Genomic DNA, 24,296 nt, shown 5'->3' on the forward strand with positions numbered 1-24,296 from the left:
AATGGAATAGCCGTTCATGATCTCTCCCTGATAACTCTACTGACGTTAATGGTGGCCTACTAGAAATCCTCGCCGTAAATATCCGGATTACCCCGGGTATTTGCCCGGTCTCACATCAAAGACGCAAAATGGATTGGTAGCCTGCCACATCCACCTCAAACCGGGTGTTCTGACGCAAGTGATCCTTCATGGCCTCCAGCGCCTCCGGATCACCGTGGATCAGGTTGATCGGCGTTTCGGGGGCTAAGTCACTTTGAGCCAGCCACTGTTCAATCTCTGTGAAATCTCCATGTCCGGAAAGCCCACTCAACACCTCCAGCCGGGCCTTGACCGGAATCCAGTCGCCGTGGATCTTGATCCTTTCCGCTCCATCAACCATTTTGGCGCCTCGTGTCCCCCCTGCCTGATAACCGGCAAAGATAACGGTTGTACGGTGCTGGCCGAGGAGACGTTTGAAGTGATGAAGAATGCGACCGCCCGTTGCCATACCGCTGCCTGCAATAATTACGTGCGGGTAGGCCTGGTCAGCCAGCGCCTTGGAGTCCTGGACGCTGCGGCTATAGTGAACGGTGCTGCACATTTCATGGCATTCTGAACTGCTCAACCGATGCTGATCTTCGTAGCGGCAGTAAATCTCAGAAACATCAATCGCCATGGGGCTATCCAGATAAACTGGCAACCTTGGAATTCGTCCCGCCTTCATCAGGTCGGTGAGCATATGCTGCAAGACCTGCGCCCTGCCCACAGCAAAGGCCGGAATCAATATATTGCCCCCTTTGTCGACGGTTTCATTAACGATGTCTGCCAACTGCGACAACGGGTCCGCATCGTCGTGGCGACGATTGCCATACGTTGACTCCAGCATCAGCATGTCCAGAGCTGGCAGAGGCGCAGGTGGCCTCATGAAAATATCATTGAGGCGGCCCACATCGCCGGAAAAACCGACGCATTTACCTTCCGCCTCGATGATGACACAGGCCGCCCCGAGAATGTGCCCGACCGGTCGCAGATGAAAGCGTATATCACCGAGCTGGATCACTTGGTGAAAGTCCACCGACTGAAACAGCTCCATGCAGGCTTCTGCATCCTCCTGATCATACAGGGGCTCCGGATTCTCATGCCTGCTCAGCTTATGGCGGCCGAGGTAATGTGCCTCCTCTTCCTGAAGATGGCCGCTATCGGCCAGCAATATGCTGCATAGCTCTCGGGTGGCGTGATGGGTATAAACCGCCCCCCGGAAGCCCTGCTTGTACAACACGGGGATGTAGCCTGAATGATCCAGATGGGCATGGGTCAGAAGCACGGCATCCAGCGAGGCAATATCGAGCGGCAACGGTTGCCGGTTGCGCTTTCTCAGCCACTTGTACCCCTGAAACAGGCCGCAATCGACCAATACACGTGTCTGGCCGGTTTCAACCAGGAACTTGGAGCCGGTCACGGTTTCCGTGCCACCCAGAAATGTAATGTTCATCGGCGCTCACCCTCCACCTGATTGAGAAAATGCCTGACCGGCGGCACCAGCAACTCGCTGACATCGATCTCATTGCTGCTGTGTGGAACCGTGTTGGTGGTCACCAGCGTCTGCAGGCCGGTACCCAGAAGGTAGGTGTCCGAGGCCTCCGCAAAAATGCCATGCACCGCCGCACACAGGATGGCCTCCGTGCCTTGCGCCTTAAGTGCCCTGACACACTCGCCAATGGTGCGTCCGCTGGAAATAACGTCATCAATGATGACGGCTTTCCGGCCGTTATACGCCGAGATATCCGGCAAGGTGACTTCAACGCGCCGGTCACCCAGACGCTGCTTGGTGCCAATGACATAAGGATGGTTACTGGCCTGCGCGATACTTGATACCCATTGCTCACTTTCCGCGTCCGGACCTACCAGCAACAGACCGTTTTGCCCCCGTAGCCAATCCGCCAGCGCCGGTGCTCCCTGAACAACTTGCGTGGGTATGCTGTAGATTTCGTCAAGAGACTGGTACCTGTGCAAATGTGGATCAACGGTGATCAGCCAGTCGATATGTAAAGACAAAGACTGGGCAAACACCCTGGAAGTGACCGCCTCCCCTTCTTCGAAGCGTCGATCCTGGCGCATATAGCAAAGATAGGGCGCCACCAACCCAATCGACCTGGCACCGAGTTCCCGGAGAGTTTCAAAGAGAAACAGGAGAGCAAGGTATTTGGTGTCTGGATGCGTTAGGTCGGCCAATATTACGCAGTTCGCACCTTTGACTGATGTGAGCACACGTAAGTAGGACTCACCATCAGGGAACCTCCGCACCTCCAAACTTCCCGGCTCCAAGTTAAGCTGATCACAAAGCTTCTCCTGTAATGGGTGCGGGGTGAGGCTAAACAGCACATTTTTTTCAATAATGCCCACAGTCATTCCTCTTGCGATACAGTGAAGATTGCCGGCCCCATATCGTTAAACGCCAGCGCATAATCCTGCTGTCCCGGACTGTCACTGAGTAACTCATAGAGAGGCTCTCCCTTAATGACGATATCGCCGACGTTCACCAGCAGCCGTAGTCCTGCGGTAGAACTGGCAGGCGCTCCTGCCAGCTTGGCGACACGGGCAAGCCGACGGTTGTCGATAGACACGATTGTTCCGGATTCCGAGGACAGAACTGGACGCCGAAAACGGGCTTCACCTAAGCTCTTCAGTCCCCCCTGAGCCTTTGTTATGCGCTTGAACTGCTCCCAGGCAGAGCCGTTTTGAAGTAATCGCTCTGCTTTGATCATCCCCTCTTTCACGCCAAGACCATCGGCCAGATCGAATAAATGGCCAGCCAGCAAGATGGCGCGGCTCCGTAGATCCTCCGGCGCACCCCGCTTTCCCTGCAACACGGCCAAAACATCACGGGCCTCCTCTGTCGGCCCGATCCCTGCACCAACCGGCTTGCTGCCGTCTGTCGCGATGCAGCGTACCTTCAGCCCACAGGCCGCCCCAACGCTTGTGAAAAGAGAGGCCAGCCGGTCGGCATCGCCGGGCGTTCGAACCTTGGCCGTCTCCCCCACCGGAATATCAATCACCGCATGGGTGGAACCGGCAGCAATCTTCTTGGACAGCACCGAGGCCACGAGCTGGCCCTCACCATCAAGGTCCAGCGCTCTCTCGATGCGAATCAACAGGTCATCAGCCGGGCTGAGGTTCATCGCCCCACCCCAGGCGAGACAGGCACCGGTTTCTCTGACCACACGGCGAATCTCGTTCAGCCCAAGCCTCACATTGGTCAGCGCTTCCATGGTGTCCGCTGTTCCCGCCGGTGAGGTGATGGCACGGGAGGAGGTTTTAGGCATTACTAAGCCTGCTGCGCTGACGATCGACACAACCAGCGGCGTGGTCCGGTTGCCCGGCAGGCCTCCAACACAGTGTTTGTCGAACACACGATCCACGCCTGGCCAATCGAGCTGTTGTCCGCAATTCACCATCGCCTGGGTCAAAGCAACAATCTCATCGAAACCTAATCTGCCACCCGCACAAGCGCTCAGGAAACAGGCTATTTCGACATCGCTGTATTTGTGTGCGGAGATATCGGAGACAATGCGAGCCATCTCAGCCGGAAGCAAGCTGTGTCCGAATACTTTCCGACGAACCAGACTCAAGGATTCGATATAGGGCGCATGATGTACTGAAACCAGGTCAGACTGAGCCACCCCGAGCCGCTCTATGGCGATATCTGAAAGCCCCGCATACCCTTTGGGAACCGTTTCATCAGACGAAATATTGAGAGTTGCGATGATGGAACGTCCCTGCGAGGAAATTCCCACCCTGGAACTGGCGGCGAATCCTTCTGAAAGGCACACATCACAATCATCACGCATGTAGACGACAGGCTCCTGATGAGTATTGATACCCATCTTGAAAACCCGTAACTGACTGGAAGACGCCACCATGTATCAACATCCTTTTCTGCGTTGAAGAATAATTTCAGTGTTCTGATCAGAGGTCGTTCATACGCCCTATCTGCCTGGCCAATCGCATAGCTTCGTTCTCTTCCATGGTTAGCAACGACTGCAGTAATTCTTTCGCCTCGGGAATTTCGGCTTTGTCGGCCATGGTACGATAAAGGTCCTCTATCTGATCATGGAAATCGAATACTTCTCTGCATATGCCCTCAAAATCCAGCTGTGCGTATGGCTCATCGCAGGTTCTGTGGGTCTTAATGGGATGGTGAGACAGGTAGTCGTAGACCCTTGTCTCCAATGCTTTGAAATCGCCCTGCGACTTGAATTCATTCACGATACGTTCCATTTCCGATTCATGGGTCGCCAGATAGTCCAGCAGCGCCCGTGCTCGCTCCTCTTCATTCTTCGTGGCGCAATGTGACAGGCATCGTGCAAGGTGAGCATGCAGATCCCGTGTCCAGTTAATAAGTTCTCCGAAGGTTTTGATGTCCATTTACCCGTTCCCCCTTGTTGTCATTAATCATGTCAGCAAACAGCAATTACCTACCACTTAAACTCATAAGCCTGAATTCACACTGAAAAACCCCAACAAAAGATGCAAAAAGAGTCGCTCAATAGCGTGGGCTTGATGAACATCAATTTTTCCAATTGGAAGTGTTCGTCTACCCTAAGCCGTCCAGTTGGGTGCGCTTTAACAGGAGTGCATTTACCGCAACAAGAGCGGAGCTTCCAGACATTGCGAGCGCCGCTACTTCTGGGCTTATCACCAACGGATAGAACACGCCTGCCGCCGCGGGAAAGGCGATGACGTTATAGCCCACCGCCCAGAACAGGTTCTGGTGCATCTTGCGCAGGGTAGCGCGCGACAGCTCGATGGCTCCCAGCACATCGTAGGGGTCGCTCTTCATCAGCACCACGTCAGCGCTCTCAATAGCCACGTCGGTGCCGGCACCAATGGCAAAACCCACCTCCGCCTGGGTCAGTGCCGGGGCGTCATTGACACCGTCGCCCACCATGCCAACCTTCTTGCCCTGAGCCTGGAGCTCCTTGATCTTGTCTGCTTTCTGCCCCGGAAGGACATCGGCGATCACCATCTCAATGCCGAGTTCCCGGGCGATGCGCTCGGCGGTGGCCTGGTTGTCGCCGGTGAGCATCGCCACCTCCACCCCGCGTTCACGCATCTTTTTGACCATGGCAGTAGCGGTGGGGCGCGGCGCATCGGCAATGGCGATAAGGCCGACCAGCTTCCCGTCCTGGGCGACGTGCACCACGGTCTGGCCCGCACTCTGCAGACGCGCGGCCTCGTCCTTCAGGCTCGCCATGTCGACCTTCTCTTCGTCCATCAGCCGGCGGTTGCCGAGCAGCACGGTCTTGCTGCCAATCTCCGCCCGCGCGCCCTTGCCCTCGATGTTGGTGAAGCCGGTCAGCGGATCAAGCTGCAAGCCTTCGGCCTTACTTTGTATCGCCTGGGCCAGAGGATGGTCCGAGCCCTGCTCCACCGTCCCCGCCAGTGCGAGGACCGCCTCCTCGGTGCTGCCCGCCACCACGACCACCTCGACCACCTGCGGCTCGCCCATGGTCAGGGTGCCGGTCTTGTCGAAGACCACAATATCCAGCCGGGTGGCATCCTCAAGTGCAGAGGCATTCTTGAACAAGATGCCGTTCCTGGCACCGAGGCCGGTGCCCACCATCACCGCCATGGGCGTTGCAAGGCCGAGGGCATCCGGACAGGCGATCACGAACACGGTGATAGTCAGGGTCACGGCAAGCAGCAGGCTTTGGCCGATCCACCAGAACCAGACGGCGAAGGTGAGCAGGCCGATTACGATGGCAATCACCACCAGCCACTGTGACGCTTTGTCCGCCAGCAGCTGCGCCGGGGCCTTGGAGTTCTGCGCCTCCTGCACCAGCTTGACGATCTGCGCTAACGCGGTGTCGGAACCTACCTTGGTGGCGCGATACCTGAAACTGCCGCTCTTGTTAATGGTGGCCCCGATCACCTTATCGCCGGGCTTTTTTTCCACCGGCATGGACTCGCCAGTGAGCATGGACTCATCCACCAGGGACTCGCCCTCCAAGACCTCACCGTCCACCGGAATCTTATTGCCGGGGCGGATCACGACGATGTCGTCCTTCAGAACCTCAGCGGTGGGTACCTCCCGTTCCTGGCCATCACGCAACACAGTGGCCTTGGGCGGCGCGAGATCCATCAGCGAGCGGATGGCGTCCGAGGCACCGGCACGGGCGCGCATCTCCAGCCAATGGCCGAGCAGGATGAACACCAGCAGCACCGCCACCGCCTCGAAAAACTGCACACCCGGGAAAAAGAGCGTGGAACCGACGCTGAACAGGTAGCCAGTACCCACCGAGAGAACGACCAGCACAGCCATGTTGAGCACGCCGTTTTTCAGCGCGCGCCAGGCGGCAACAAAGAACGGCCAGCTTGGCCAGAGCACGGCGATGCTTGCCAGTAATAGCAACCACAGGTCTAGCCGCAGTCCGAAGGGTGGCACCGGTGGTTCGAACATCCCACCCATGGGCGAATAAATGAAAATCGGGAGGCTGAAGATCAGGCAGACCCAGAAACGGTTGCGCATGTCGCGCACCATTGCCTGCATGTCCATGCTGCCGCCGTGGCCCATCTCGTGAGCCATCTCGTCCTTTGCGCCAGTATGTTCGCCGTGTTCAGCAGGATGCGCCGTATCGTCGTGGCCGGTGTGGGAGGCATGGCCATCGTGGACGGGCGTGGACACAGCCCCGGCTTCGGTCGGCGGGTCCCCCGGGTCGCAAACGTGCCTGGGCAACTGTTCTCCGGAACAGTGATAGCCGCACTCGTGTATCCGGGCCTTGATAGCCTCAAGGTCCACCGTCGCCTCATCATAGGTGACGGTCGCGCTGCCGGCCACATAGTTGACCTCGGCCTTCTTGACGCCGGGCAATCTCAATAGCTGTTTCTCTACGCCCCGGGCACTCAGTGCCGATAGCAAGCCGCGGATCTCCACAACGGTATTTTTCATTCCTTGTTTCCCTTTCCTTATTTGCAGACCGGAGCTTTCGTCAGCCCGACGCGCGCCCGACACCGAGATGGCGATGAAGCCAATTGAAGATCGGGCAGAACACCAGCCCGACATAAGCGCCATATAGAAAACTCTCAATCAATCCGAGCAGAAATCCCCACCAGGTCAGCCACTTGAACGCCGGCAGCACCTGCTCGAGAAACGTGTGCATGTGCAGGCTTTGCGGCGTCACCAGTCCATAGATCACGCAAACGATGAAGGTGACCGCCGCAAAGAGGCCCAACGCCCAGGTAACCAGTCTTGTGTCAAGCATGTTCCGTCCTCCGTTAATGCCGATGGCCAGAACGTCTGTCCGGGTCGTTTTCCGACTTGTCCGGCGCACTATGTCCACCATGCCCGCCCCCGCCGTGACCACCATGTCCTCCGTGACCGAACATATGCATGCCCACGAAAACGATGCCAATAAGCACCGAGAACCAGTTTTCCGCCAACCATTCCATAAAGACCTCTCCAGTCTGCTGCTGTACCAGCTGCCTTTGCATTGCTTCAGGCCCGGGCATGGCATTTCCTGACGCAAGTCAACCACATCTGCCTGAATTCAAACTGAATTACCGGACCGAAACAGAGCACACCTTGATCTCGATCAAATTAGAAACAATGTCCTAAAATTGATGACGCATGCACTTGCCGGTTATTGAATTTACTGGAAACATGTTTTCTAGGAACACTCTGAGGAGAGAAAGGCATGAGCAACGAATCTTTCTCGGCAAGCATGCACCTTGAGCCTCAAAAAAGGCCTGCGGGGAAAAGCAGCATCATTCAGCTCAATCTTTTTCGAAAGGCGCTGAGATCTCTTCAGTTCGGCTCGTTATCACTTACATGGCCAGATGGAGAAAAGACGTGCCATGAAGGGAAGCAAGACGGTGTACATGCAGAAATGACAATCCTGCAGTGGCATGTCATTGATCGTCTGATCACCCACGGTGATGTGGGACTGGGAGAAGACTACATGGCAGGCAAATGGTCCACGCCCAATTTGCTTGCCCTAATGCGCCTTGTCACGGTGAACATAGTCGTTTTTGACCGCGCTTTACGCTCTAGCGTGGGGCTCAGGTTATGGCATTGGTTCAAGCATCGGTTGTTTTCCAATACGGTTAAGCGCAGCCGTGAAAACGTCCATGAGCACTACGACTTAGGCAACGATTTTTATCAGCTCTGGCTGGATAAGAGCATGACCTACTCCTGCGCCCTGTTTGGTGGCAACGAGTCCCTCTCGCTTTACGAGGCACAGCAAGCGAAATATGAGCGGATCCTTCAGCGACTGGCACCGGAACGGGGAAGCCGCATCCTGGAAATAGGCTGTGGCTGGGGCGGTTTTATGGAAGTGGCAACTGCACACGGGTGCCATGTAACCGGGGCAACCTTGTCCAGCGAACAGGCGGATTGTGCCCGCCAACGACTCCGGTCCGCCGGACTGGAGGGAAATACCGAGGTGCGTTTACAGGACTATCGGGAACTGTCGGGGCCGTTTGATTACGTGGTATCAATCGGGATGTTTGAACACGTGGGCGAGTCCTATTGGCCCACTTACATGAAGGATGTACACGATTATCTGAGACCCGGCGGCAAGGCACTGATACAAACCATTACCATTGCCGAGGAGCGATTTGAGCGGTATCGCTCCGGCAACGACTTTTTGCGGGCACCCACCAACCTGATTATTCCACCACATCAATATCTTGATAACAATGTGTTGGAGATAGGCACCGATGCCACAACCGGTTAACGCGTGTCCGTCGATTGCAGGAATCATTAATCGATAAAAGGAAACAACCATGAACGATCGATTCCGCCCCTCCTTGTCGGATATACCGGTTTCACCACGTCAGATCACTCTGTATATAGGCATTGCGGTTGCGGGACGATTACAGTGTTCGGTCGCGACTGGAAGATATTCTCGGTAGTGAAACCCGCAAAGCTGTTGCCAAACACGAATTGATAGAACTTGCACACACCAAGAAAGGCAGGGAGCCCGCCTTCGACCAGCCGCTCACAAAAGCGGTGATTGGCCAACCGCGGTCCGTCCGACGGGGGCGGCAGCTAATAGAAGCGGACATCTCTGCCGCGGCTTCGGCAAAGATGGCTAAATTTGGCATTGAATTGCCCGACATTCGTTTTAAGCGGATCAACTACAATGAAAGCGTTCGCCAGAATGATCAGCAAACGCCAGCAGATTGCCGAGCGATTCCGTTCCGAGGGTGCCGGCGAAGCCGCTAATTATCGGCGACAAGGAAAAGGATTTGCAGCGCATTGAGTCTGAAGCCTATCGGGAAGCTCAAACCATTCAGGGGGTGGCGGACGCGAAAGCCACGGAAATTTACGCAGCGGCGTATAACCAGTCGAAAATATCCCGTGATCTGTATGACTTTGTCAAAACCCTGGAGACCTATAACCGGGTGATCGACTCTTCCACCACGCTGGCATTAACCACTGAAAGCGAGCTACACCAACTGTTGAATGGTATAGGCCAAAACCCCTGAGGAGGGCTTGATGAACAAGCTGGCGTCCACGATTCGTTGCCCCGTGTGTGATATGAAAAAAATCAATCGCTCGCTACTATGGAATTACCAGGGTATCAACCACTATTTCTGTTCGCGTCAGTGCCTAGAGCGATTTAAATCCCGCCCGCATCTGTTTGTGGGCGATCCTCAACACGGATTGTCGCCCAAGCAGAAAAATCAAGTGATTCTAAAAAAACGCCGCATGCGACTCCGCGAAATAATCAGCGATGACCTCAAGGCTGATTTGAAAACATCACTGCAGTCGCTGATGGGTATTGATGCAGTGGACTTCACGGATCAGGAGCTGTATGTGACTTACGATCTGCTGCAGGCTTCCCTGGAAGATATCGAAAAAACCATCGAACAGGCGGCAGCCCGGCTGTCAAAAGGTATGGCGGAACAGGTAAAACGCGGGCTGATTCATTACAGCGAGGAGTGTGAGCTCGACAATCTCGCACACCTGACCAAAAACAGTGACTGTCATTGAGCAAGAAAGCATGGGAAAAGGCATCAACTACACTTAGTCTACCTTTTTGCGGCGCGGTGTGGGGGGGCGTTGCTGTTTCAGAGCTTCTGGGCATAACCGTCATCTACAGGGAACTGAGCCACAGCGAGTTCAAACGCTGCCTGAAGCAGGGTTGGTTAAAAGATCTGATGGTTGGTGGGTAAACCACTCGCGACAGCTTAAAGGAACCTTTTGAAAGCAAAAACAATTTTGTCACCCCGAGGGTCTATATCGATCTGGCGGAAGAGCTTGCTCCCTATGACGTGGATTATAAAGGCGTCATCTCCTATGGGCCTCTCGCCACGTTGATCGGCTGGGTCGCACAGGCGGTATTAACGTCATGCGAGTGGAGCTAAGGCGAAAGAAGGCGGCTTGAAGATCAGGGATCTATGTTAACGAGCGTTCACTTATAAGTGACACCGTGTCGGTCAAATATTTCATAGACTTCTCTTGCTTCCTCCGCCGGCAACATCACCCGGATCGTCTGCTCATCCTTATCAATATAGATCAGATCCTGTGGAATTTCGCTGCCAATAAGGTCGTCTCGCGTATTGTGTGCCTGATCCATGTTCTCGAACTTACCATTAATAGCTTTACCCATCTTGTTTCTCCTTGTTGTTTAGCTTCTGCATAAAGCATAGATAACACATCAATTTCTGTAAATTTATGACATTGCCACGGACCGAGCGCCGTCCTTGAAACCATTCGCGGAGGGCTTAAAGACCCGTAAGTCGCGGATGATCGCCGGCCAGCCACACGCCTGCGTAACAGAGCTGACCGCGATTCGTGTTGTGTGCGGAAAACTTCCTGAGGCCTCCTCGACCGCACCGTTAGCCAGTGGCCCCTGCCATTCGGATTATCTTCCCCTCGGTCGGGGTGACTCCGCTTTCTTTCAGGCGGATGTCTGATTAACGCAACAGTGAGAAAGTCAGAACTTGACCTGTCCCCACAACCAGGCCTTGTCCGTATCCACACCGCGACCATCCTCGGCATAGCTGGCGAACTTGGCACCCACCGTGTAATGTTTGTTGACTGGGTAGGCAGCCAGCAGCCCCAGCTCAGAGCCATAGCTCAAGCTATTGATGTCACTGCTGTAGTCATGAAATATGGCCAGCAACTTGACTCCCTTTACTGCGGCACCCGCCGATACGTAAAGATCCTGCAGGCCATCGTCCGGGGTGACCAAGAACTGGTCGGCCCAACCGTTCATTGCGTGAAGCGTAGCCAGAGGAGTCTGAAATGATCGGCCGTCGTCCGACTCCAGGGTTTCCATGCCCACCTTGACCGTAACGCCATACGCGGCGAGGCCCGCTTCCGCCAGCCAATAGGCGGCCTCAAAGCTTTGCGGGTTGTCTGCATAGTCCTTCTGGATTGCGTACTCCAGAGTGTACAGGACTTTGGCGTCTTCCGTTACATCGGTGCCACCAGTGAATCGCAAGCCAAAATTCTGGGTTGAGTTGACGTCTGCGGTGGTAAAGTCGAACAGATATCCGTAGGCGGTAAGGGTTCCGGCGGCCAACCCCTGATACTGAACATTAAGAATCGGCGACTGCATGGGGAAATTGCCATTCGGGCTGGCGTCCGAGAATATCCGGTTAGCATTGTAAAGATAGCCCGCTGTAATCGTCGTGTCTGGAAGCGACTCGTTGGCGCCGATAAAGGCATCGAAGGTCTGCTCATTCTGGCGCCAGCCAACTGTGCCTATAAACCGGTGATTGTCCAGAGCAAAGCGCTGACGACCATAGGTCAGTGTGGTATCCGGAAGGCCTTTGTAACGTACGTAAATTTGGTTGACTTCGGTTTCCGTCGGATCAGCGACCACTGAGTGATCGGTTGTATCATTAATGGTGCTATTGTAGTTCTCATTCCCCACAGCGGTCACATCTTCCGCCTCGGCAAACACCTCAAACCCCTGGAAATCACCAGTCCGGTACCCCAGTCGGGTTCGAACGGTGGAAGCATGGGCTTGATCGAGAGGGTTGTCCTGATCCACAAATTCGTAACGGTAGCGAACTTCAAGCGAAACCGCTCCCCCGGTCAAGGCGTCGGTAAGGGTCTGGGACAGGACAGGCGTCGCGGAAGAGGCCAGAAGTGAACCAATGGCCAAGGCCAGCAACGACTTCTGGTTTCTTTGGCCTTTCCTGGCAGGGAGCGGCGTTAGCATCGTTTTCATCCTAGTGGTACCTTCTGTGGCCGTATAAGGGGTGAGTGGAGTCAATGTTTCATTCATGAGTCGATAATTCAGTTTAGGGCGCCTATGTCCGCGGCAACCTTGATATCGGTCAGGTTGAGCCTGACTCGCAAGGGGTACCTCCAAAAGCTCACAGACAAAACGAGCAGGACAAGGTGCCATCACCTCATCCGTCTCACAGAGCCGTCCCTACGGGCCTCGTTTGCGGCTCATTCCATTGAGATACCTCTGGGCTTGAAGGACTGTGCGGCGCTTATTTCCTCAAATCCTAGAAAAAGCCACCAATGATCATTTGCAGATTTAACAGCTGCCCCATAGTCAGCCTGCCAAAGGCAATGAACCCCAAATGCGGATCGGAGAGGCGGAAAACTCGACAGAAAAACGAGAACTCCAGTAGACCAGCAGGAACAACCCAGACTCGGCTCCAGTTCGGCGAGGCTGCTTAGTAAACCAGCATAATGCGACAAACAATTTGACGCCTCTCAGAATCAACTTGATTTGACGCTGAAGGATGCCGTAGCTCTGACCCTATACACAGCCTAGAGTAAATCTCGTGACCCTCCCCGGCAGCCTCTAGTTTATAGAATTACCCGCACACCCTAGGCACTCACAGCATTCTCCAGGGCTGAGAAGGCCGGCGCGCTGGCCAGACCCTACTCTGCCTCAAGCGGTTTCACTCGGCGTCCGGCTTGAACACCGGGCCATGGCGCAGGGTGTTGACGTCATTAGCATCGGCATACCCGCAAGCTATCTGAACAATCCTCTCGGTCGATAAAGGAAAAGCGGGAGTTGACGGTTTTCAGCCTGTTGACACGTTTCGACCCATAAGAATTGGCTATTGACTTAATAGTTACAAAACCATAAAGTTTCGAAATGTAATGCTAATCATTATCACCTGCATCCGGCAAATTCAATGATAACGGAGAACAACCGTATGTTTAGACCTTCCCAACTATCACTGGCTGTGGCGATCAGCCTGGCCCCAGCCATGGGCTCTGCCGCTGGCGATGACCAGCCCCAGACCCTTGAAGCCCTGGAAATCATTGGCGATGCGTCTGCAGCCCAAACTCTGCCGGGGTCAGGCTATGTAGTTGGCGATCAGCAGTTGAAAACCGAGGTTGAGGCCGACATCAACCAGGTATTGAAAACCGTCCCGGGCGTGTATGTACGGGAAGAGGAAGGTCAGGGCCTGCGCCCTAACATTGGCATTCGCGGTGCCACCGCCGAGCGCAGCAGCAACGTCACACTGATGGAAGATGGCGTTCTGATCGCCCCGGCGCCCTACTCCAATCCGGCCGCCTATTATTTCCCGACGTTCAAGCGCATGTCCTCGCTGGAAGTACTCAAGGGTGCCCCGCTGCTGCGCTATGGTCCGCAAACCACCGGCGGCGTGATCAACCTGATTTCCACACCCATTCCCGACGAGCAGAAGGGCTACGTCGAAGCCGTCACCAACGAGCGCGGCTCCACCGACGTTCATGCAACCTATGGCGACACGAACGGTGACTGGGGTTACCTGTTTGAAACGGTCCAGCGCTCAGCGCAAGGCTTCAAGGACATTGACCGAAGTAACCGCAACAGTGGCTTCGACATCAGTGATTATGTCGGCAAGCTACGCTGGCAGGGTGATCGCCAGAGCGTGACCGCCAAGCTGCAGTATTCCGAGGAAACCTCCAACTCGACCTATGTCGGACTGACGGATGCGGACTTCAACCAGGACCCCAACCGGCGCTACGGGCTTTCCAGTCCCGACCAGATGGATAATACTCACTCCGGTGTCAGCCTGACTCATCAGTTCGAGTGGAGCGACAATGTAAGCAGCACCACAACCCTCTATCGCAACGACTTCAAACGCAATTGGTACAAGCTCAGTGGCGCCGGAAACATCATCGACCAGGCAAACGCCGGTGACGCCAATGCCCAGGGTATTCTCGACGGTACCGTTGACACCAGCGGCCTGAATTACAAGAACAACGCCAGAGAGTACGTCTCCCAGGGCGTGCAGACAAACTTCGATGTAAACATTGGCAACCACGAATTCGACTTCGGCGCCCGCGCCCACGAAGATGAAATGGATCGCTTCCAGCCGGTGGATGTGTACGACCAGGTCAATGGCTCCCTGGTGTTCCAGAACAGCGTGGCCCCAACGGGCAGCAACAACCGCTTCGAGACCGGCGAAGCCCTGAGCTTCTGGGCACTCGACAAATGGCAGGCGACGGACAAGCTCAGCATTAATCTGGCCCTGCGCTACGAAGATGTGCAGACCAGTCGCACCCAATACGCGGATCCCGGCCGCACAACCATCGACAGCACCCGCGCCAATGACAGCGCTGAACTCCTGCCCGGCGCTTCCTTTACCTACGACCTGACCCAAAGCTGGCAGGTTCTGGGCGGTGTGCACCGGGGTTTCTCCCCTCTCGGAGGTGGTGCCAGGGCAAACGAAGAACCGGAAACCAGCAAGAACTGGGAAGCCGGCGTCCGCTACTTTGGCAATGCGTTCTTCGCGGAAATGATCGGCTTCTACAGCGATTTCTCCAACAAGGCTGAAAACTGTTCAGTGGGCTCGCCGTGCAGCAATGACGCCACTTCTGGCAGTTTCGTAACCGGCGAGGCTGAAATTGCCGGTGCGGAATTCCAGCTCCAGACCGGCACCGAGGCGGGCGACTTCTACCTTCCGGTCAGCCTTACCTACACCTTTACCCAGGCGGAAATCAGCAAGGACAATGCTGCCTCTGGCCTGAAAAAAGGCGAGCAGCTCAAAGACGTTCCGGAAAACCAGATGAGCCTGCGGGTCGGCATGGAGCACCAGAGCGGCTGGGACAACTATCTGGTGACTACCTACGTCGATGAGATGTGTGTGAGCGCGGGATGCAACAACACGGCCACCGAACTGGACGAGACCGAATCCCTGTTCCTGGTCGACTTCATCAGCCGTTACGCGCTGACCGCCAGTGCCGATGTCTTCCTGAAAGTGGACAACCTGTTCGATGAACAGCAAATTGTTTCACGTTTGCCCGATGGCGCCAGGCCAAACATGCCACGTACCGCTTCGCTGGGGATCAGCGTTAATTTCTGATCAACAACCCAAGGCCAACTGATCGGCGGCGAGTTCGCCTTTGCATTCCCTCTCTGTCATAGCCCTGGTTTCCAGCCGGGGTTTTCTGGCTATGAGAGACCTAACAACCTAATCCCGACAGACTGCCAGACGACTCCACGTGCGCGTCGGTGCGCCCCTTTTTCAGGAATTGATTATTGCCAGATAGCTATGTACCCAGAAACTTCAGATGAGCTCTATTCAGAGCGGGGCAGACAAAAAAATGGGCAGATGAATATCTGCCCTAAAAACCTGAGTACTTCGTTAACTCGCAAGAACTATATCAAGCTAAACTGAACTCTAACTGAATTTTCCGATTGTTTTTTGATCGCAATGTTTCCCGTACCAGTGCCCTAATCAAGTGGTAAGCTTATTCAAGAACCCGCCATGCGGTCAAAATGCATATTGTAACCTCGCACGCACTTCATCTCCGCTAGCGCCATTGGCTTCTTCGCCATCCATGTAGCTCATTCCAAGTCGAACATTCTTGTTGGCGTAATAGTTAACGCCCAGTGTTGTCTGCTCGCCGTCGGTCGTGGCCAGCCCCACATCACTGTATTTTCCGTCGCCATCCTCAAAGCGGGCAACAACTTCCCAGGCCCCTTTGGGTGATGCCGGTTTTACCCGCTTGAATGCTCCGGCTTTGTAAGGGCGGCTTTCGCCGGTGATGATCCAGCCAAGTTGTACGTAATAACCATCAACATCCACCTGGCCTTCTTCGGAATCGAAATATTCGGCCTGGGCATGGAAGGGCCCGGAAGCGCCGGCGAGTTCCAGATTAAACGTGTCGACCTCCTCGGCCTGAGTGTCGGCGTCACGCGTGGTATAGCCCGCACCAAGATGAGCAACCAGATTATTCGTTTGAATCGGTGCAAACGTGCCCCGTGCGGTTACTGCCGTGTTATTGAAGTCGTCGCTGCCATCGCCGTCTGCCTCGAAATAGCCGATACCGTAGGTCCAGTTGCTGCCCTTGCCGCTGAGCTGGATGCCACCGCTGCGACCGGGGGCATAACGCTCGGTCATGGCAGATCGCTCAAGCGCTGAGATGTCTTTTGAGCTCGTTAATTCTTCCAGGCCGAATGGCTCTTTCTGCTTACCAATAGTCACGGTTGCAGCTGAGCCAAATCCCAGGTAGCGAATGTACAGGTCCTCAGCGGTCCCGCCGGCGTTGCCTTTATCATCACTACTCTCAGCCACGTTGAACTGGGCTTTGTACGCCCAGTCGCCAAAGTGGCCCTTGGCGTAGAGGCGTGCCCGGCGCACGTCGAAATCGGTAGTGTCACCTTTGTCGTCAGACTGCGTGGCGTCGTAATCCCATTGAAGGCGCCCGCCGAGCTGAAAAGACGCAGAGTTATCCGACACTTTCACTTTGATACCGCTGTCGGTATCGATCACAAGGTCTTCGCCGCTGGTCGTAACGGTTCCGGCCTGTGCAGCAGAAGCGGCAGAAATCGCCAAAGCCAAGCCCAAATATTTCTTGCTCATGATCTGTCTCACCTTTTTCGGTTTGGTTGTGTGTGTTGAAGCGCGATTAAAGTCTATTTGGCAAAGATTACAGAATGGTTACAGAGAATGCATCAAAACAGGGCGCTGGTCCGGGCCGGTGACAGGTTCTGGGGCGCTAGGTGTTGCGGTCGTTTTTCGGGGGCAAGCTCAGAATGTGCCGATTTGTCTCTATAATTATGATAAACAAGAATAAATAAGATGTGGCAAGACTTTTGCTGAATCATATTTGGAGCAATGAAACCCAACCGAAGGTATCCATTATGAAGAAGCAGTTTTTCACCAAATCCGGATTTATCAGTATCACTTTGCTTGCAGCACTTCAGGCTGCGCCCGCCATTGTTAGCGCTGACGTCAGCTCAAATGTGAGCGCCAGCAGCAACTATCTGTTCCGGGGCGTCACCCAGACAGACGGGGCTGCGGCTGTCCAGGGAGGGTTGGATTATGAGCATGCGTCGGGCTTCTACGCCGGTGGTTGGGGTTCCAATGTCGATTTTGGTGACGGCACCAGCTATGAGCTTGACCTTTATGCCGGATTCTCCGGCTCTGTGGAAGAACTGGGTTATGACGTTGGGTACATTTATTATGCGTATCCTGACGCGCCGGACTCCATCGACTTCGGCGAACTGTACGGCGAGATCAGTTATGGCATTGCGGCCATCGGCCTGGCCTACACGATCAACAGCGACACCAGTGGTGATGGGGTGTTCGTGCAGGGGGATGCCTATTACTACGCCTCTGTTGGGGTGCCTCTGGAGGACAGCTACAGTGCCGGTGTGACGCTTGGCTATTACGACTTCGCTGATGACGGCAAGGCTTCTGTCGGCGAGGCAAGTTATTCACACGTCGCCGCCAACGTTACAAAGGATGCGGGAAACTTCGGTTCTTTCAGTGTTAACGTGGAGTACGCGGACATTGAGTCAACCGACGAGCTTGGCTCTGTCAACTCGGATGATCCGAAGTTCTGGCTGGGTTGGAGCAGGAGTTTCTGATCGGCCAAGTGATCACAAGCAATTCAGATCCAGAATAAAAAGCCGGCCCAAATGACGGGCCGGTTTTTATTTATCATGCAAGAACCCACCATCGTGCGCCTGCCTTGACGCCCGGTGACTCGACATCCTCGCCCTTACCTCTGCCCCCCCCTGCCGCCAAAGCTCATTTCTTATCCGGTGCCTGAATTTCAAACTGTATTAAAGGTTTGTCTGTAAGGTCGTTCCAGATTCCCACGCAAAAATGCTGACTCACTGACCTCAGTCAAACAGCCAGGATGATACTGAATGAACAAACGATTGTTGTTGTGCGCGATGATAGTTCCGGGAGCCTTGGCCGTCTCTCCTATGGTGTCGGCCCAGGCAAAAGAGAGTGTGTCGCTGAAAGAATATCAGCAGGCCAAATCCAGCCAGGCTGTTTCCCTGAACCAGGCCATGGTGATGGCTTTCGAGAATAGCCCGGTATTGGCTTTGAGGCGGGCCGCGGTCTCGATACAGCAGGGACAGCTTGATCATGCCAGCCGCTGGGCGCCGAGCAATCCAGAGTTTGAGTTGGGGGCCCGTCAGGCCCCGGATCAGGCCGACGAGTCCCTGGAATATGGGGTGAGGGTTACTCAGGAGATCTGGATGGGTAATCGCGGCGACCTTGGGCAGTCGCGTGCCCGGAGTAATCTCACGTCCCGGCAACAGGAGCTTGAATACCTGAAGGTAGCCACCAAGGCGCGGGTGCGGGCCGCCTATTTCCGGATACTGCTGGCTCAGAAAGAGTTGGAAACCGCAACCCGTGCCGTTGAACTTATGCAACGCACCAAAGACCTGGTTGAAATGTCCGTAAAACAGGGTAAACAAACCCGGATTGATCTCAATACCGCAGTCATTGGGCTTGCCAGGGCCCGGAATCAAAAAGCCTCGGCGGAACAAAAGCTCGAGCAATCAAAAATTGACCTTACCGAAGTGCTCGGGGTGTCCCCCTCCGATGCCGTTGGGGTGACCGGCGAGCTTGATGTGACGCTCGAAGACCTGCCTCCGACCAGCCAGCTTGTCGAGATGGCACAGAGTCAGAGAGCGGACCTGAAAGCGGCGGCCGCCAGAATTGCAGCGGATGAATCTGGCCTTGAAGTTGCGAAAAGCCTGACGATTCCAAATCTGAAAGTCTTCGGATTTTATGATCGTGAGGAAGGCTCCAACCTTTTCGGTGCAGGGGTGTCGATGCCTTTGACCGTTTTTCATGATTATTCCGGTGAGCAGAGACAAGCTGCTGCGCGGCTGAAAACCTCCGAGCTTGAGGCAGAGGCCTTGCGCCTGGCTACAGAGCGTCAGGTTGTGTCAGCTGTGGCCCGGTACGAATCCACCGCCGTTCGGCTGCGCCAGATGAACGAGTCGATCCTGGAGCGTTCAGAGGAAACATTACAGTTGATGCAGAAAGCACTTCGGGCGGGCAAGGTCGGTGCCTCGGATGTTCTGGCGGCACAGGACAATCTCCTGTCGGTAAGGCAGGAATACGTTCAGGCGCAGAATGATTATATCGATGCCGTCCGGGCGCTGGAGATAAGCACAGGAGGTGCTCTGTCGATGTCAGCCGGTTCCTGAGGGTATGAAACTCAAAATTGACCGTTCTCTTAGTACCGTTCTCTAAATATTGAGGGTGAATGAATGATTCGCAATCTGAAGATACTGTTAATAGTTGTCGGCGCTCTGAGCTTGCAGCAGGCATACGCTGCCGGAGAAGCCGAGGGTGACCAGCACGAAAATGAAGAAGCCGAGCATGCCGGAGAGGAAAACCAGTCCCGCCAGATCCATCTGACGCCGGAGCAGACAGAGTTACTGTCGATTCAGACTGTGGCGGCTGCCAAGGGGCGCGCTGGCGCAATTGTTACGGCACCTGCCGAGATTCAGTATGTGCCGGACCGCGTGGCCGAGGTTGGTCCGCTGCTGGAGGGAAAACTGACAGGGTTGGCGGTTGATCTGGGGGATCGTGTCAATAAGGGGCAGTTACTGGCAACCCTGAACAGTGTGGAGCTGGCCCGGATTCGCTCCCGGTTAATCTCGCTGGAGGCCCGCAAAGAAGCGGCCGAGTCTGACTACAATCGTGAAAGGGAGTTGCAGGGACAGGGTATTTCCAGTGAAGAAGAGTTCCTGGATGCCAAGGCTGCCTTTCTTGAAACAAAAGCGGAGTACGATTCCGTGCGGGAACAACTGGCGGTTTACGGCAGCGAGTCGTCAGGTGACAGTGGGGGGCTGGCGCAATACGCGCTCCGCTCACCCATTGAGGGGCGTGTCGAGCAGATGCATGTTCGTCTGGGGCAAACGCTGAGTCCGTCGGATACGCCTTTCATCGTGGCGGATGCCTCGGTGTTGTGGGCCATTCTTCAGGTGTCCGAATCCGATATTGACCAGATTTCAACGGGAGACGAGGTTCAGATTTCCTCCAGGGATTCAAGTTCTGACCGGTTTCACAGTGGGCAGGTATCCTGGGTGTCGAGCATGCTCGATGAAAAGACCCGCACCATCCCGGTTCGCGTTGTGCTGGAGTCTCCCAGAGGCGACCTTCGCCCGAATACCTATGCCACGGCCAGAATCATGACGGAATCGGAGGCCTCACTGCCGCTGGTTCCGGATGATGCGGTTCAAACCATTGGCGATGACTCCGTTGTGTTTGTTCCGGGCGATGAGAAAGGGGCTTACAAGGCGGTTCCCGTCACGCTTGGCAAGGAGGCAAACGACTGGATCGAGATCAAGTCCGGCATTAGCGCAAACACGGAAGTGGTTTCAGTAGGCGCTTTTGATCTGATGTCGGCCATTACCGCCAGTGGCCGCAGCGCCGCTCACGGACACTAAACCCCGGGGGGAGCATGATCAACGCAATTGTGAATTATGCGCTGAACAATCGTCTGATGACGCTTGTTTTTGCTATCGCCGTGATCGTTGCCGGCGTATTTTCATTTCAAAAACTGCCGGTGGATGCGTTTCCGGACGCGACGCCGACCATGGTTCAGGTGTTTACCACCAGTCCTGGTCTGTCGCCGGTTGATATCGAAACGCTGATTTCCTATCCCGTTGAGATCAGCATGTATGGAATTCCCAAGCTGGAAAAAGTGCAGAGCACGTCGATTTTCGGGTTGTCGCGGGTGACCATCTATTTCGAAGATGGCACCGATATCTACTTCGCCAGGCGGCTGGTAAACGAACGGCTTTCCGAGGCCAAGCGCCAGATTCCCGAAGGGATGGGGCAGCCGGAACTCGGGCCCATAGCGAGCGGTCTTGGGCGCATCCTGATGTATTCCCTGGAAGCTGAGGATAAGGATCAATACAGCCTGCAGGAAATCCGCACGATCCAGGACTGGATTGTCAAGCCCCAGCTCAGAACCGTTCCGGGTGTAACCGGTGTGCTGTCCATCGGCGGCGAGGTAAAACAGTATCAGGTCAATATCGATGCGCAGAAGCTTCAGGCAAGGAACCTGACAGTGTCTGACGTTCGCGGCGCCCTCACCCAGAATAATCGGAACGTCGGCGCCTCTTTCATTACGCGAGGAGGTGAAGAGTATATAGTTCGCGGCTACGGTTGGGTTAATTCAGGTACCGAGGGCATCGAGGACATCCAGAACATCATTGTGTCCAAGAGTGAGGGAGAGTCTCCTATTTATGTCAGGGATGTGGCAGAGGTTAGCCTTGGACCGGCAATTCGCCGCGGCGCGGAGGTGTCCTCGGGCGAGGAGTCCGTGGGCGGCTACGTGATGAAGCTGATCGGAACCAACACCAGTCAGGTACTCGAGGACGTCAACGCAAAAATCGATGATCTGAACAAGTCACTTCCCGAAGGGCTGAAAATAGAGGCTTATTACTCCCAGGCGGAGTTGGTGGACAAGGCCATAGGCACTGTCGAGAAAGCATTACTTGAGGGCTCGGTTCTGGTGCTGGTGTTCCTCTATCTGTTCCTCGGAAATATACGTTCCACACTGATCGTGGTGGCGACCTTGCCGTTGTCTGTGCTTTTCGCATTCATTGCGATGCGGATTTCGGGCCTGTCCGCCAATCTGATGAGTCTGGGGGGGCTGGCTATCGGCATCGGTATGATGGTGGACGGCGCCGTTGTGATGATAGAGAACATCTTCCGACATCTGGAAGAACGATCAGAGGAAAAGGTCAGTGTTCTGAGGCTTGTAGGTGAATCTGCCCGGGAAGTGGCTCGTCCGATTGTGTTTGCCATTGGCATCATTATTATCGTTTTTCTGCCGCTGTTTACGCTGCAGGGCGTTGAGGGCAAGCTGTTTTCGCCCATGGCCTACACCATCAGTTTTGCGTTGATCGGTGCGCTGTTACTCGCGTTGACGTTGGTGCCGGTTCTGGCCTCGCTGTCATTCAAGATGGGTGGACAACACAAAGAGCCGAAGCTGGTTCTGTTCCTGAACCGGCTATACAAGCCGGTGGTGAATACTGTCGTCAAAGCCCCTAAAATTGTAATGGGCGTGGCCGTCATTGCCTTTGCCGGCAGTCTCCTGCTGTTTCCCTATCTCGGGAGCGAGTTCGTGCCCACGCTCAGGGAAGGCACGTTCCAGATTCGCTCGACACTGCCTCCTGGAGCCAGTCTTGAATCCGCCATCAAGTATGGCAAACGGATTCAGTCCGTTGTCGATGAATTTCCAGAGGTCACCGGCACCTATGCCAGGATCGGTCGTGCCGAGGTGGGCGGTGATCCTGAACCCGTGAACGTTGTCGCGACGCTCGTCAATCTGAAGCCTCTGGATCAGTGGCGAGAAGATGTGAGCTATGAGGACCTTCAGAGCCGGATTGCGGAGTCTTTGGATGAGCGGGTTCCCGGGCTTGCCAACAATCTGTCACAACCGATTCAGCTCAGAACCGACGAACTCCTCTCAGGCGTTCAGGCGCAACTGGTTGCCAGCATTTTCGGCGACGACCTCGACGAGTTGGGCCGGATCGGCAAGGAAGTGGCGGCCCTGGCGAATGATGTGCCGGGGGCAACGGATGTGCGCGCTCAGCAGAGCGCAGGTAAAAAACAGATCGTTATTCGCCCCGACCGTGAAGTGCTGGCGCAGTTTGGCATCAGCATTGATAACCTGATGAGTACGGTCGAAACCGGGATTGGCGGTAAAGGCGCGGGGCTGGTCTTCGACGGTGTCCGGCGATTTGAGATCTTCGCCCGGCTGCAAGAGTCCTATCGCGGGTCCATCGATGAAATCAGAAAGCTTCCCCTCCGGGGTAATAGTGGCGAGCTCATCCCGCTTTCACGGGTGGCCGATGTTGAAATGTACGCTGGCCCCAAGAAAATTTCGCGCTCCAATGCCAGTCGGCGACAGTACGTGCAGATGAACGTACGTGGTCGCGATATGGGCGGTGTTGTTCAGGATTTGCGCAAGCGGATCGAGGAGCAAGTGGTCATGCCGCCGGGGTATTTCGTGGAGTTCGGCGGTCAGTTTGAGAACCAGGAAAGGGCCATGGCTCGGCTTGCGATCGTTGTGCCCATTACCCTGGCGCTTATTTTCCTGCTTCTTTTCTCGGCATTCAGTAGTCTGCGCTATGCGGTGCTGATCTTCATGAATGTGCCCTTTGCGATTACCGGTGGCATTGTCGCGCTGTTTGTGACGGGGCTTTACCTCTCTGTGCCCGCTGCCGTGGGATTCATCGCGGTGTTTGGTGTGGCCGTACTTAACGGCGTGGTGATGGTGAGTTACATCAACCAGTTGCGGGACGAAGGCTACGAAGTCATTGAAGCAGTCAAGCTGGGTGCTCAACGCCGTTTGCGGCCGGTTCTGATGACCGCCTCTGTGGCTATTCTGGGGCTGATTCCCCTGCTGCTGGCCGATGGCATTGGCTCTAATGTCCAACGGCCACTGGCAACGGTTGTGGTTGGCGGTCTGATCACTTCAACGCTGCTGACGCTGGTGGTGTTGCCCAGTGTGTACCAGTGGTTTGCATCTGAACGTCGTGACGTTTCAGTCTGATAGTCAGGAGACGGTTTATGTATGAAATAAAAGCGTATGTCAGAGAAGTGATGGCAGGGCATGTGGTTGATGCTCTGGCCAAAGTTAAGGGGGTGGCAAGTATTGCTGTCGTGTCTCTCAGCGAATTTGGTCATCTGGTCGGCGATGAGTCGCCTCTGGAGAAAGTGAAGATGGTCAAGCTGGAAGTAGACGTAGCGACCGATGATGTCGCTGGTGAAGTTGTGGAACTCATTGTCAGAACGGGCAGAACCCAGGAAGGGCACCCGGGTGACGGCAAGGTGCTTGTATCCCGCCTGGTTCGGGCTGTTCGTATCGACGATGGTGCGACCGACGAGAGCGCACTTCAACCGGCATCAAACCAGCGCTTTTCCTAGATTGGATGGCGGCATCGTGGCCATGAGTCGCGATGCCGCTTCTCCCCGCCCTTATTGAGGAGCACTTTCAAGTTCCCTGAGCTAATGCCTTCCAAATTCAAGTTCATTTCAACCTTTTCACTTACTATCTCCACCTCTACCTACCTTGTCATGGGCGTCTCGCCCCCATGAATTGTGGCTAACAACCCCTT

At 55.1% G+C, this 24,296-nt stretch carries 19 protein-coding genes and 1 pseudogene; 11 read left to right on the forward strand and 9 right to left on the reverse strand.

What is annotated here, in order from left to right:
* Window positions 1-115: 115 nt before the first annotated feature.
* The 6 genes from H3Z84_RS01860 to H3Z84_RS01885 form a co-directional block, all read right to left on the reverse strand.
* Window positions 116-1,471 (reverse strand): MBL fold metallo-hydrolase RNA specificity domain-containing protein, encoded by a 1,356-nt coding sequence (locus tag H3Z84_RS01860; protein WP_199456055.1) that lies wholly within the window; start codon window positions 1,469-1,471, stop codon window positions 116-118.
* Window positions 1,468-2,388 (reverse strand): ribose-phosphate diphosphokinase, encoded by a 921-nt coding sequence (locus tag H3Z84_RS01865; protein WP_058091962.1) that lies wholly within the window; start codon window positions 2,386-2,388, stop codon window positions 1,468-1,470. The genes H3Z84_RS01860 and H3Z84_RS01865 overlap by 4 nt, the downstream gene beginning before the upstream one ends.
* Window positions 2,385-3,899: a thymidine phosphorylase family protein gene (locus tag H3Z84_RS01870; RefSeq protein ID WP_199456056.1), complete on the reverse strand. Its 1,515-nt coding sequence runs from the start codon at window positions 3,897-3,899 to the stop codon at window positions 2,385-2,387. The genes H3Z84_RS01865 and H3Z84_RS01870 overlap by 4 nt, the downstream gene beginning before the upstream one ends.
* 46 nt (window positions 3,900-3,945) lie before the next feature.
* On the reverse strand, window positions 3,946-4,404 hold the full coding sequence (locus H3Z84_RS01875) for an ATPase (RefSeq protein ID WP_199456057.1): 459 nt from the start codon (window positions 4,402-4,404) through the stop codon (window positions 3,946-3,948).
* Between the two features lie 169 nt (window positions 4,405-4,573).
* A complete protein-coding gene (locus H3Z84_RS01880) occupies window positions 4,574-6,928 on the reverse strand; it encodes a heavy metal translocating P-type ATPase (RefSeq protein WP_199456058.1) in 2,355 nt (784 codons plus the stop codon).
* 40 nt (window positions 6,929-6,968) lie between these two features.
* On the reverse strand, window positions 6,969-7,241 hold the full coding sequence (locus tag H3Z84_RS01885; protein ID WP_091854502.1) for a DUF5676 family membrane protein: 273 nt from the start codon (window positions 7,239-7,241) through the stop codon (window positions 6,969-6,971).
* A 432-nt stretch (window positions 7,242-7,673) separates the two neighbouring features.
* Between H3Z84_RS01885 and H3Z84_RS01890 the strand changes: the two genes are divergently transcribed.
* From H3Z84_RS01890 to H3Z84_RS01905, 5 genes and pseudogenes are all read left to right on the forward strand, one after another.
* A complete protein-coding gene (locus H3Z84_RS01890; protein WP_199456059.1) occupies window positions 7,674-8,714 on the forward strand; it encodes an SAM-dependent methyltransferase in 1,041 nt (346 codons plus the stop codon).
* A gap of 128 nt (window positions 8,715-8,842) precedes the next feature.
* Window positions 8,843-9,091: pseudogene (locus H3Z84_RS17315) on the forward strand (hypothetical protein); the annotation flags it as partial.
* Window positions 9,092-9,228: 137 nt separating this feature from the next.
* Window positions 9,229-9,468 carry a hypothetical protein gene (locus H3Z84_RS17010; protein ID WP_228285752.1) on the forward strand — a complete coding sequence of 80 codons (240 nt, stop codon included), beginning with the start codon at window positions 9,229-9,231 and terminating at the stop codon, window positions 9,466-9,468.
* A gap of 10 nt (window positions 9,469-9,478) precedes the next feature.
* A complete protein-coding gene (locus tag H3Z84_RS01900) occupies window positions 9,479-9,976 on the forward strand; it encodes a hypothetical protein (RefSeq protein WP_092034298.1) in 498 nt (165 codons plus the stop codon).
* Window positions 9,973-10,158 (forward strand): hypothetical protein, encoded by a 186-nt coding sequence (locus H3Z84_RS01905; protein ID WP_199456060.1) that lies wholly within the window; start codon window positions 9,973-9,975, stop codon window positions 10,156-10,158. The genes H3Z84_RS01900 and H3Z84_RS01905 overlap by 4 nt, the downstream gene beginning before the upstream one ends.
* A 239-nt stretch (window positions 10,159-10,397) precedes the next feature.
* Here H3Z84_RS01905 and H3Z84_RS01910 read toward each other — a convergent pair whose 3' ends face one another.
* Together H3Z84_RS01910 and H3Z84_RS01915 are read right to left on the reverse strand one after the other, a co-directional pair.
* Window positions 10,398-10,595, reverse strand: a complete 198-nt coding sequence (locus H3Z84_RS01910) for a hypothetical protein (protein WP_091855216.1) — start codon at window positions 10,593-10,595, stop codon at window positions 10,398-10,400.
* Window positions 10,596-10,922: 327 nt separating this feature from the next.
* Window positions 10,923-12,158: an alginate export family protein gene (locus H3Z84_RS01915; protein WP_091855223.1), complete on the reverse strand. Its 1,236-nt coding sequence runs from the start codon at window positions 12,156-12,158 to the stop codon at window positions 10,923-10,925.
* A gap of 961 nt (window positions 12,159-13,119) precedes the next feature.
* Here H3Z84_RS01915 and H3Z84_RS01920 point away from each other — a divergent pair.
* Window positions 13,120-15,261 (forward strand): TonB-dependent receptor family protein, encoded by a 2,142-nt coding sequence (locus H3Z84_RS01920; protein ID WP_091855215.1) that lies wholly within the window; start codon window positions 13,120-13,122, stop codon window positions 15,259-15,261.
* Window positions 15,262-15,672: 411 nt separating this feature from the next.
* Here H3Z84_RS01920 and H3Z84_RS01925 read toward each other — a convergent pair whose 3' ends face one another.
* Window positions 15,673-16,764, reverse strand: a complete 1,092-nt coding sequence (locus H3Z84_RS01925) for an OprO/OprP family phosphate-selective porin (RefSeq protein ID WP_199456061.1) — start codon at window positions 16,762-16,764, stop codon at window positions 15,673-15,675.
* 281 nt (window positions 16,765-17,045) lie between these two features.
* Between H3Z84_RS01925 and H3Z84_RS01930 the strand changes: the two genes are divergently transcribed.
* From H3Z84_RS01930 to H3Z84_RS01950, 5 genes are all read left to right on the forward strand, one after another.
* On the forward strand, window positions 17,046-17,774 hold the full coding sequence (locus H3Z84_RS01930; RefSeq protein WP_199456062.1) for a TorF family putative porin: 729 nt from the start codon (window positions 17,046-17,048) through the stop codon (window positions 17,772-17,774).
* A gap of 285 nt (window positions 17,775-18,059) precedes the next feature.
* Window positions 18,060-19,361, forward strand: coding sequence for a TolC family protein (locus H3Z84_RS01935; protein WP_199456063.1), 1,302 nt, complete (start codon window positions 18,060-18,062; stop codon window positions 19,359-19,361).
* A 63-nt stretch (window positions 19,362-19,424) separates the two neighbouring features.
* On the forward strand, window positions 19,425-20,609 hold the full coding sequence (locus H3Z84_RS01940; protein ID WP_036208657.1) for an efflux RND transporter periplasmic adaptor subunit: 1,185 nt from the start codon (window positions 19,425-19,427) through the stop codon (window positions 20,607-20,609).
* 14 nt (window positions 20,610-20,623) lie between these two features.
* Window positions 20,624-23,731, forward strand: coding sequence for an efflux RND transporter permease subunit (locus tag H3Z84_RS01945; RefSeq protein WP_199456064.1), 3,108 nt, complete (start codon window positions 20,624-20,626; stop codon window positions 23,729-23,731).
* 17 nt (window positions 23,732-23,748) lie between these two features.
* A complete protein-coding gene (locus H3Z84_RS01950) occupies window positions 23,749-24,105 on the forward strand; it encodes a P-II family nitrogen regulator (RefSeq protein WP_199456065.1) in 357 nt (118 codons plus the stop codon).
* Window positions 24,106-24,296 lie beyond the last annotated feature (191 nt).

Source organism: Marinobacter sp. bablab_jr003, assembly GCF_016464245.1.
Classification (GTDB): Bacteria; Pseudomonadota; Gammaproteobacteria; order Pseudomonadales; family Oleiphilaceae; genus Marinobacter; species Marinobacter vinifirmus.

Excerpts from the sequence above, each read along its gene's own strand:
- H3Z84_RS01860 (WP_199456055.1), bottom strand. The coding sequence starts at position 1,471 with ATGAACATTACATTTCTGGGTGGCACGGAAACCGTGACCGGCTCCAAG.
- H3Z84_RS01865 (WP_058091962.1), bottom strand. The coding sequence starts at position 2,388 with ATGACTGTGGGCATTATTGAAAAAAATGTGCTGTTTAGCCTCACCCCG.
- H3Z84_RS01870 (WP_199456056.1), bottom strand. The coding sequence starts at position 3,899 with ATGGTGGCGTCTTCCAGTCAGTTACGGGTTTTCAAGATGGGTATCAAT.
- H3Z84_RS01875 (WP_199456057.1), bottom strand. The coding sequence starts at position 4,404 with ATGGACATCAAAACCTTCGGAGAACTTATTAACTGGACACGGGATCTG.
- H3Z84_RS01880 (WP_199456058.1), bottom strand. The coding sequence starts at position 6,928 with ATGAAAAATACCGTTGTGGAGATCCGCGGCTTGCTATCGGCACTGAGT.
- H3Z84_RS01885 (WP_091854502.1), bottom strand. The coding sequence starts at position 7,241 with ATGCTTGACACAAGACTGGTTACCTGGGCGTTGGGCCTCTTTGCGGCG.
- H3Z84_RS01890 (WP_199456059.1), top strand. The coding sequence starts at position 7,674 with ATGAGCAACGAATCTTTCTCGGCAAGCATGCACCTTGAGCCTCAAAAA.
- H3Z84_RS01900 (WP_092034298.1), top strand. The coding sequence starts at position 9,479 with ATGAACAAGCTGGCGTCCACGATTCGTTGCCCCGTGTGTGATATGAAA.
- H3Z84_RS01910 (WP_091855216.1), bottom strand. The coding sequence starts at position 10,595 with ATGGGTAAAGCTATTAATGGTAAGTTCGAGAACATGGATCAGGCACAC.
- H3Z84_RS01915 (WP_091855223.1), bottom strand. The coding sequence starts at position 12,158 with ATGCTAACGCCGCTCCCTGCCAGGAAAGGCCAAAGAAACCAGAAGTCG.
- H3Z84_RS01920 (WP_091855215.1), top strand. The coding sequence starts at position 13,120 with ATGTTTAGACCTTCCCAACTATCACTGGCTGTGGCGATCAGCCTGGCC.
- H3Z84_RS01925 (WP_199456061.1), bottom strand. The coding sequence starts at position 16,764 with ATGAGCAAGAAATATTTGGGCTTGGCTTTGGCGATTTCTGCCGCTTCT.
- H3Z84_RS01930 (WP_199456062.1), top strand. The coding sequence starts at position 17,046 with ATGAAGAAGCAGTTTTTCACCAAATCCGGATTTATCAGTATCACTTTG.
- H3Z84_RS01935 (WP_199456063.1), top strand. The coding sequence starts at position 18,060 with ATGAACAAACGATTGTTGTTGTGCGCGATGATAGTTCCGGGAGCCTTG.
- H3Z84_RS01940 (WP_036208657.1), top strand. The coding sequence starts at position 19,425 with ATGATTCGCAATCTGAAGATACTGTTAATAGTTGTCGGCGCTCTGAGC.
- H3Z84_RS01945 (WP_199456064.1), top strand. The coding sequence starts at position 20,624 with ATGATCAACGCAATTGTGAATTATGCGCTGAACAATCGTCTGATGACG.
- H3Z84_RS01950 (WP_199456065.1), top strand. The coding sequence starts at position 23,749 with ATGTATGAAATAAAAGCGTATGTCAGAGAAGTGATGGCAGGGCATGTG.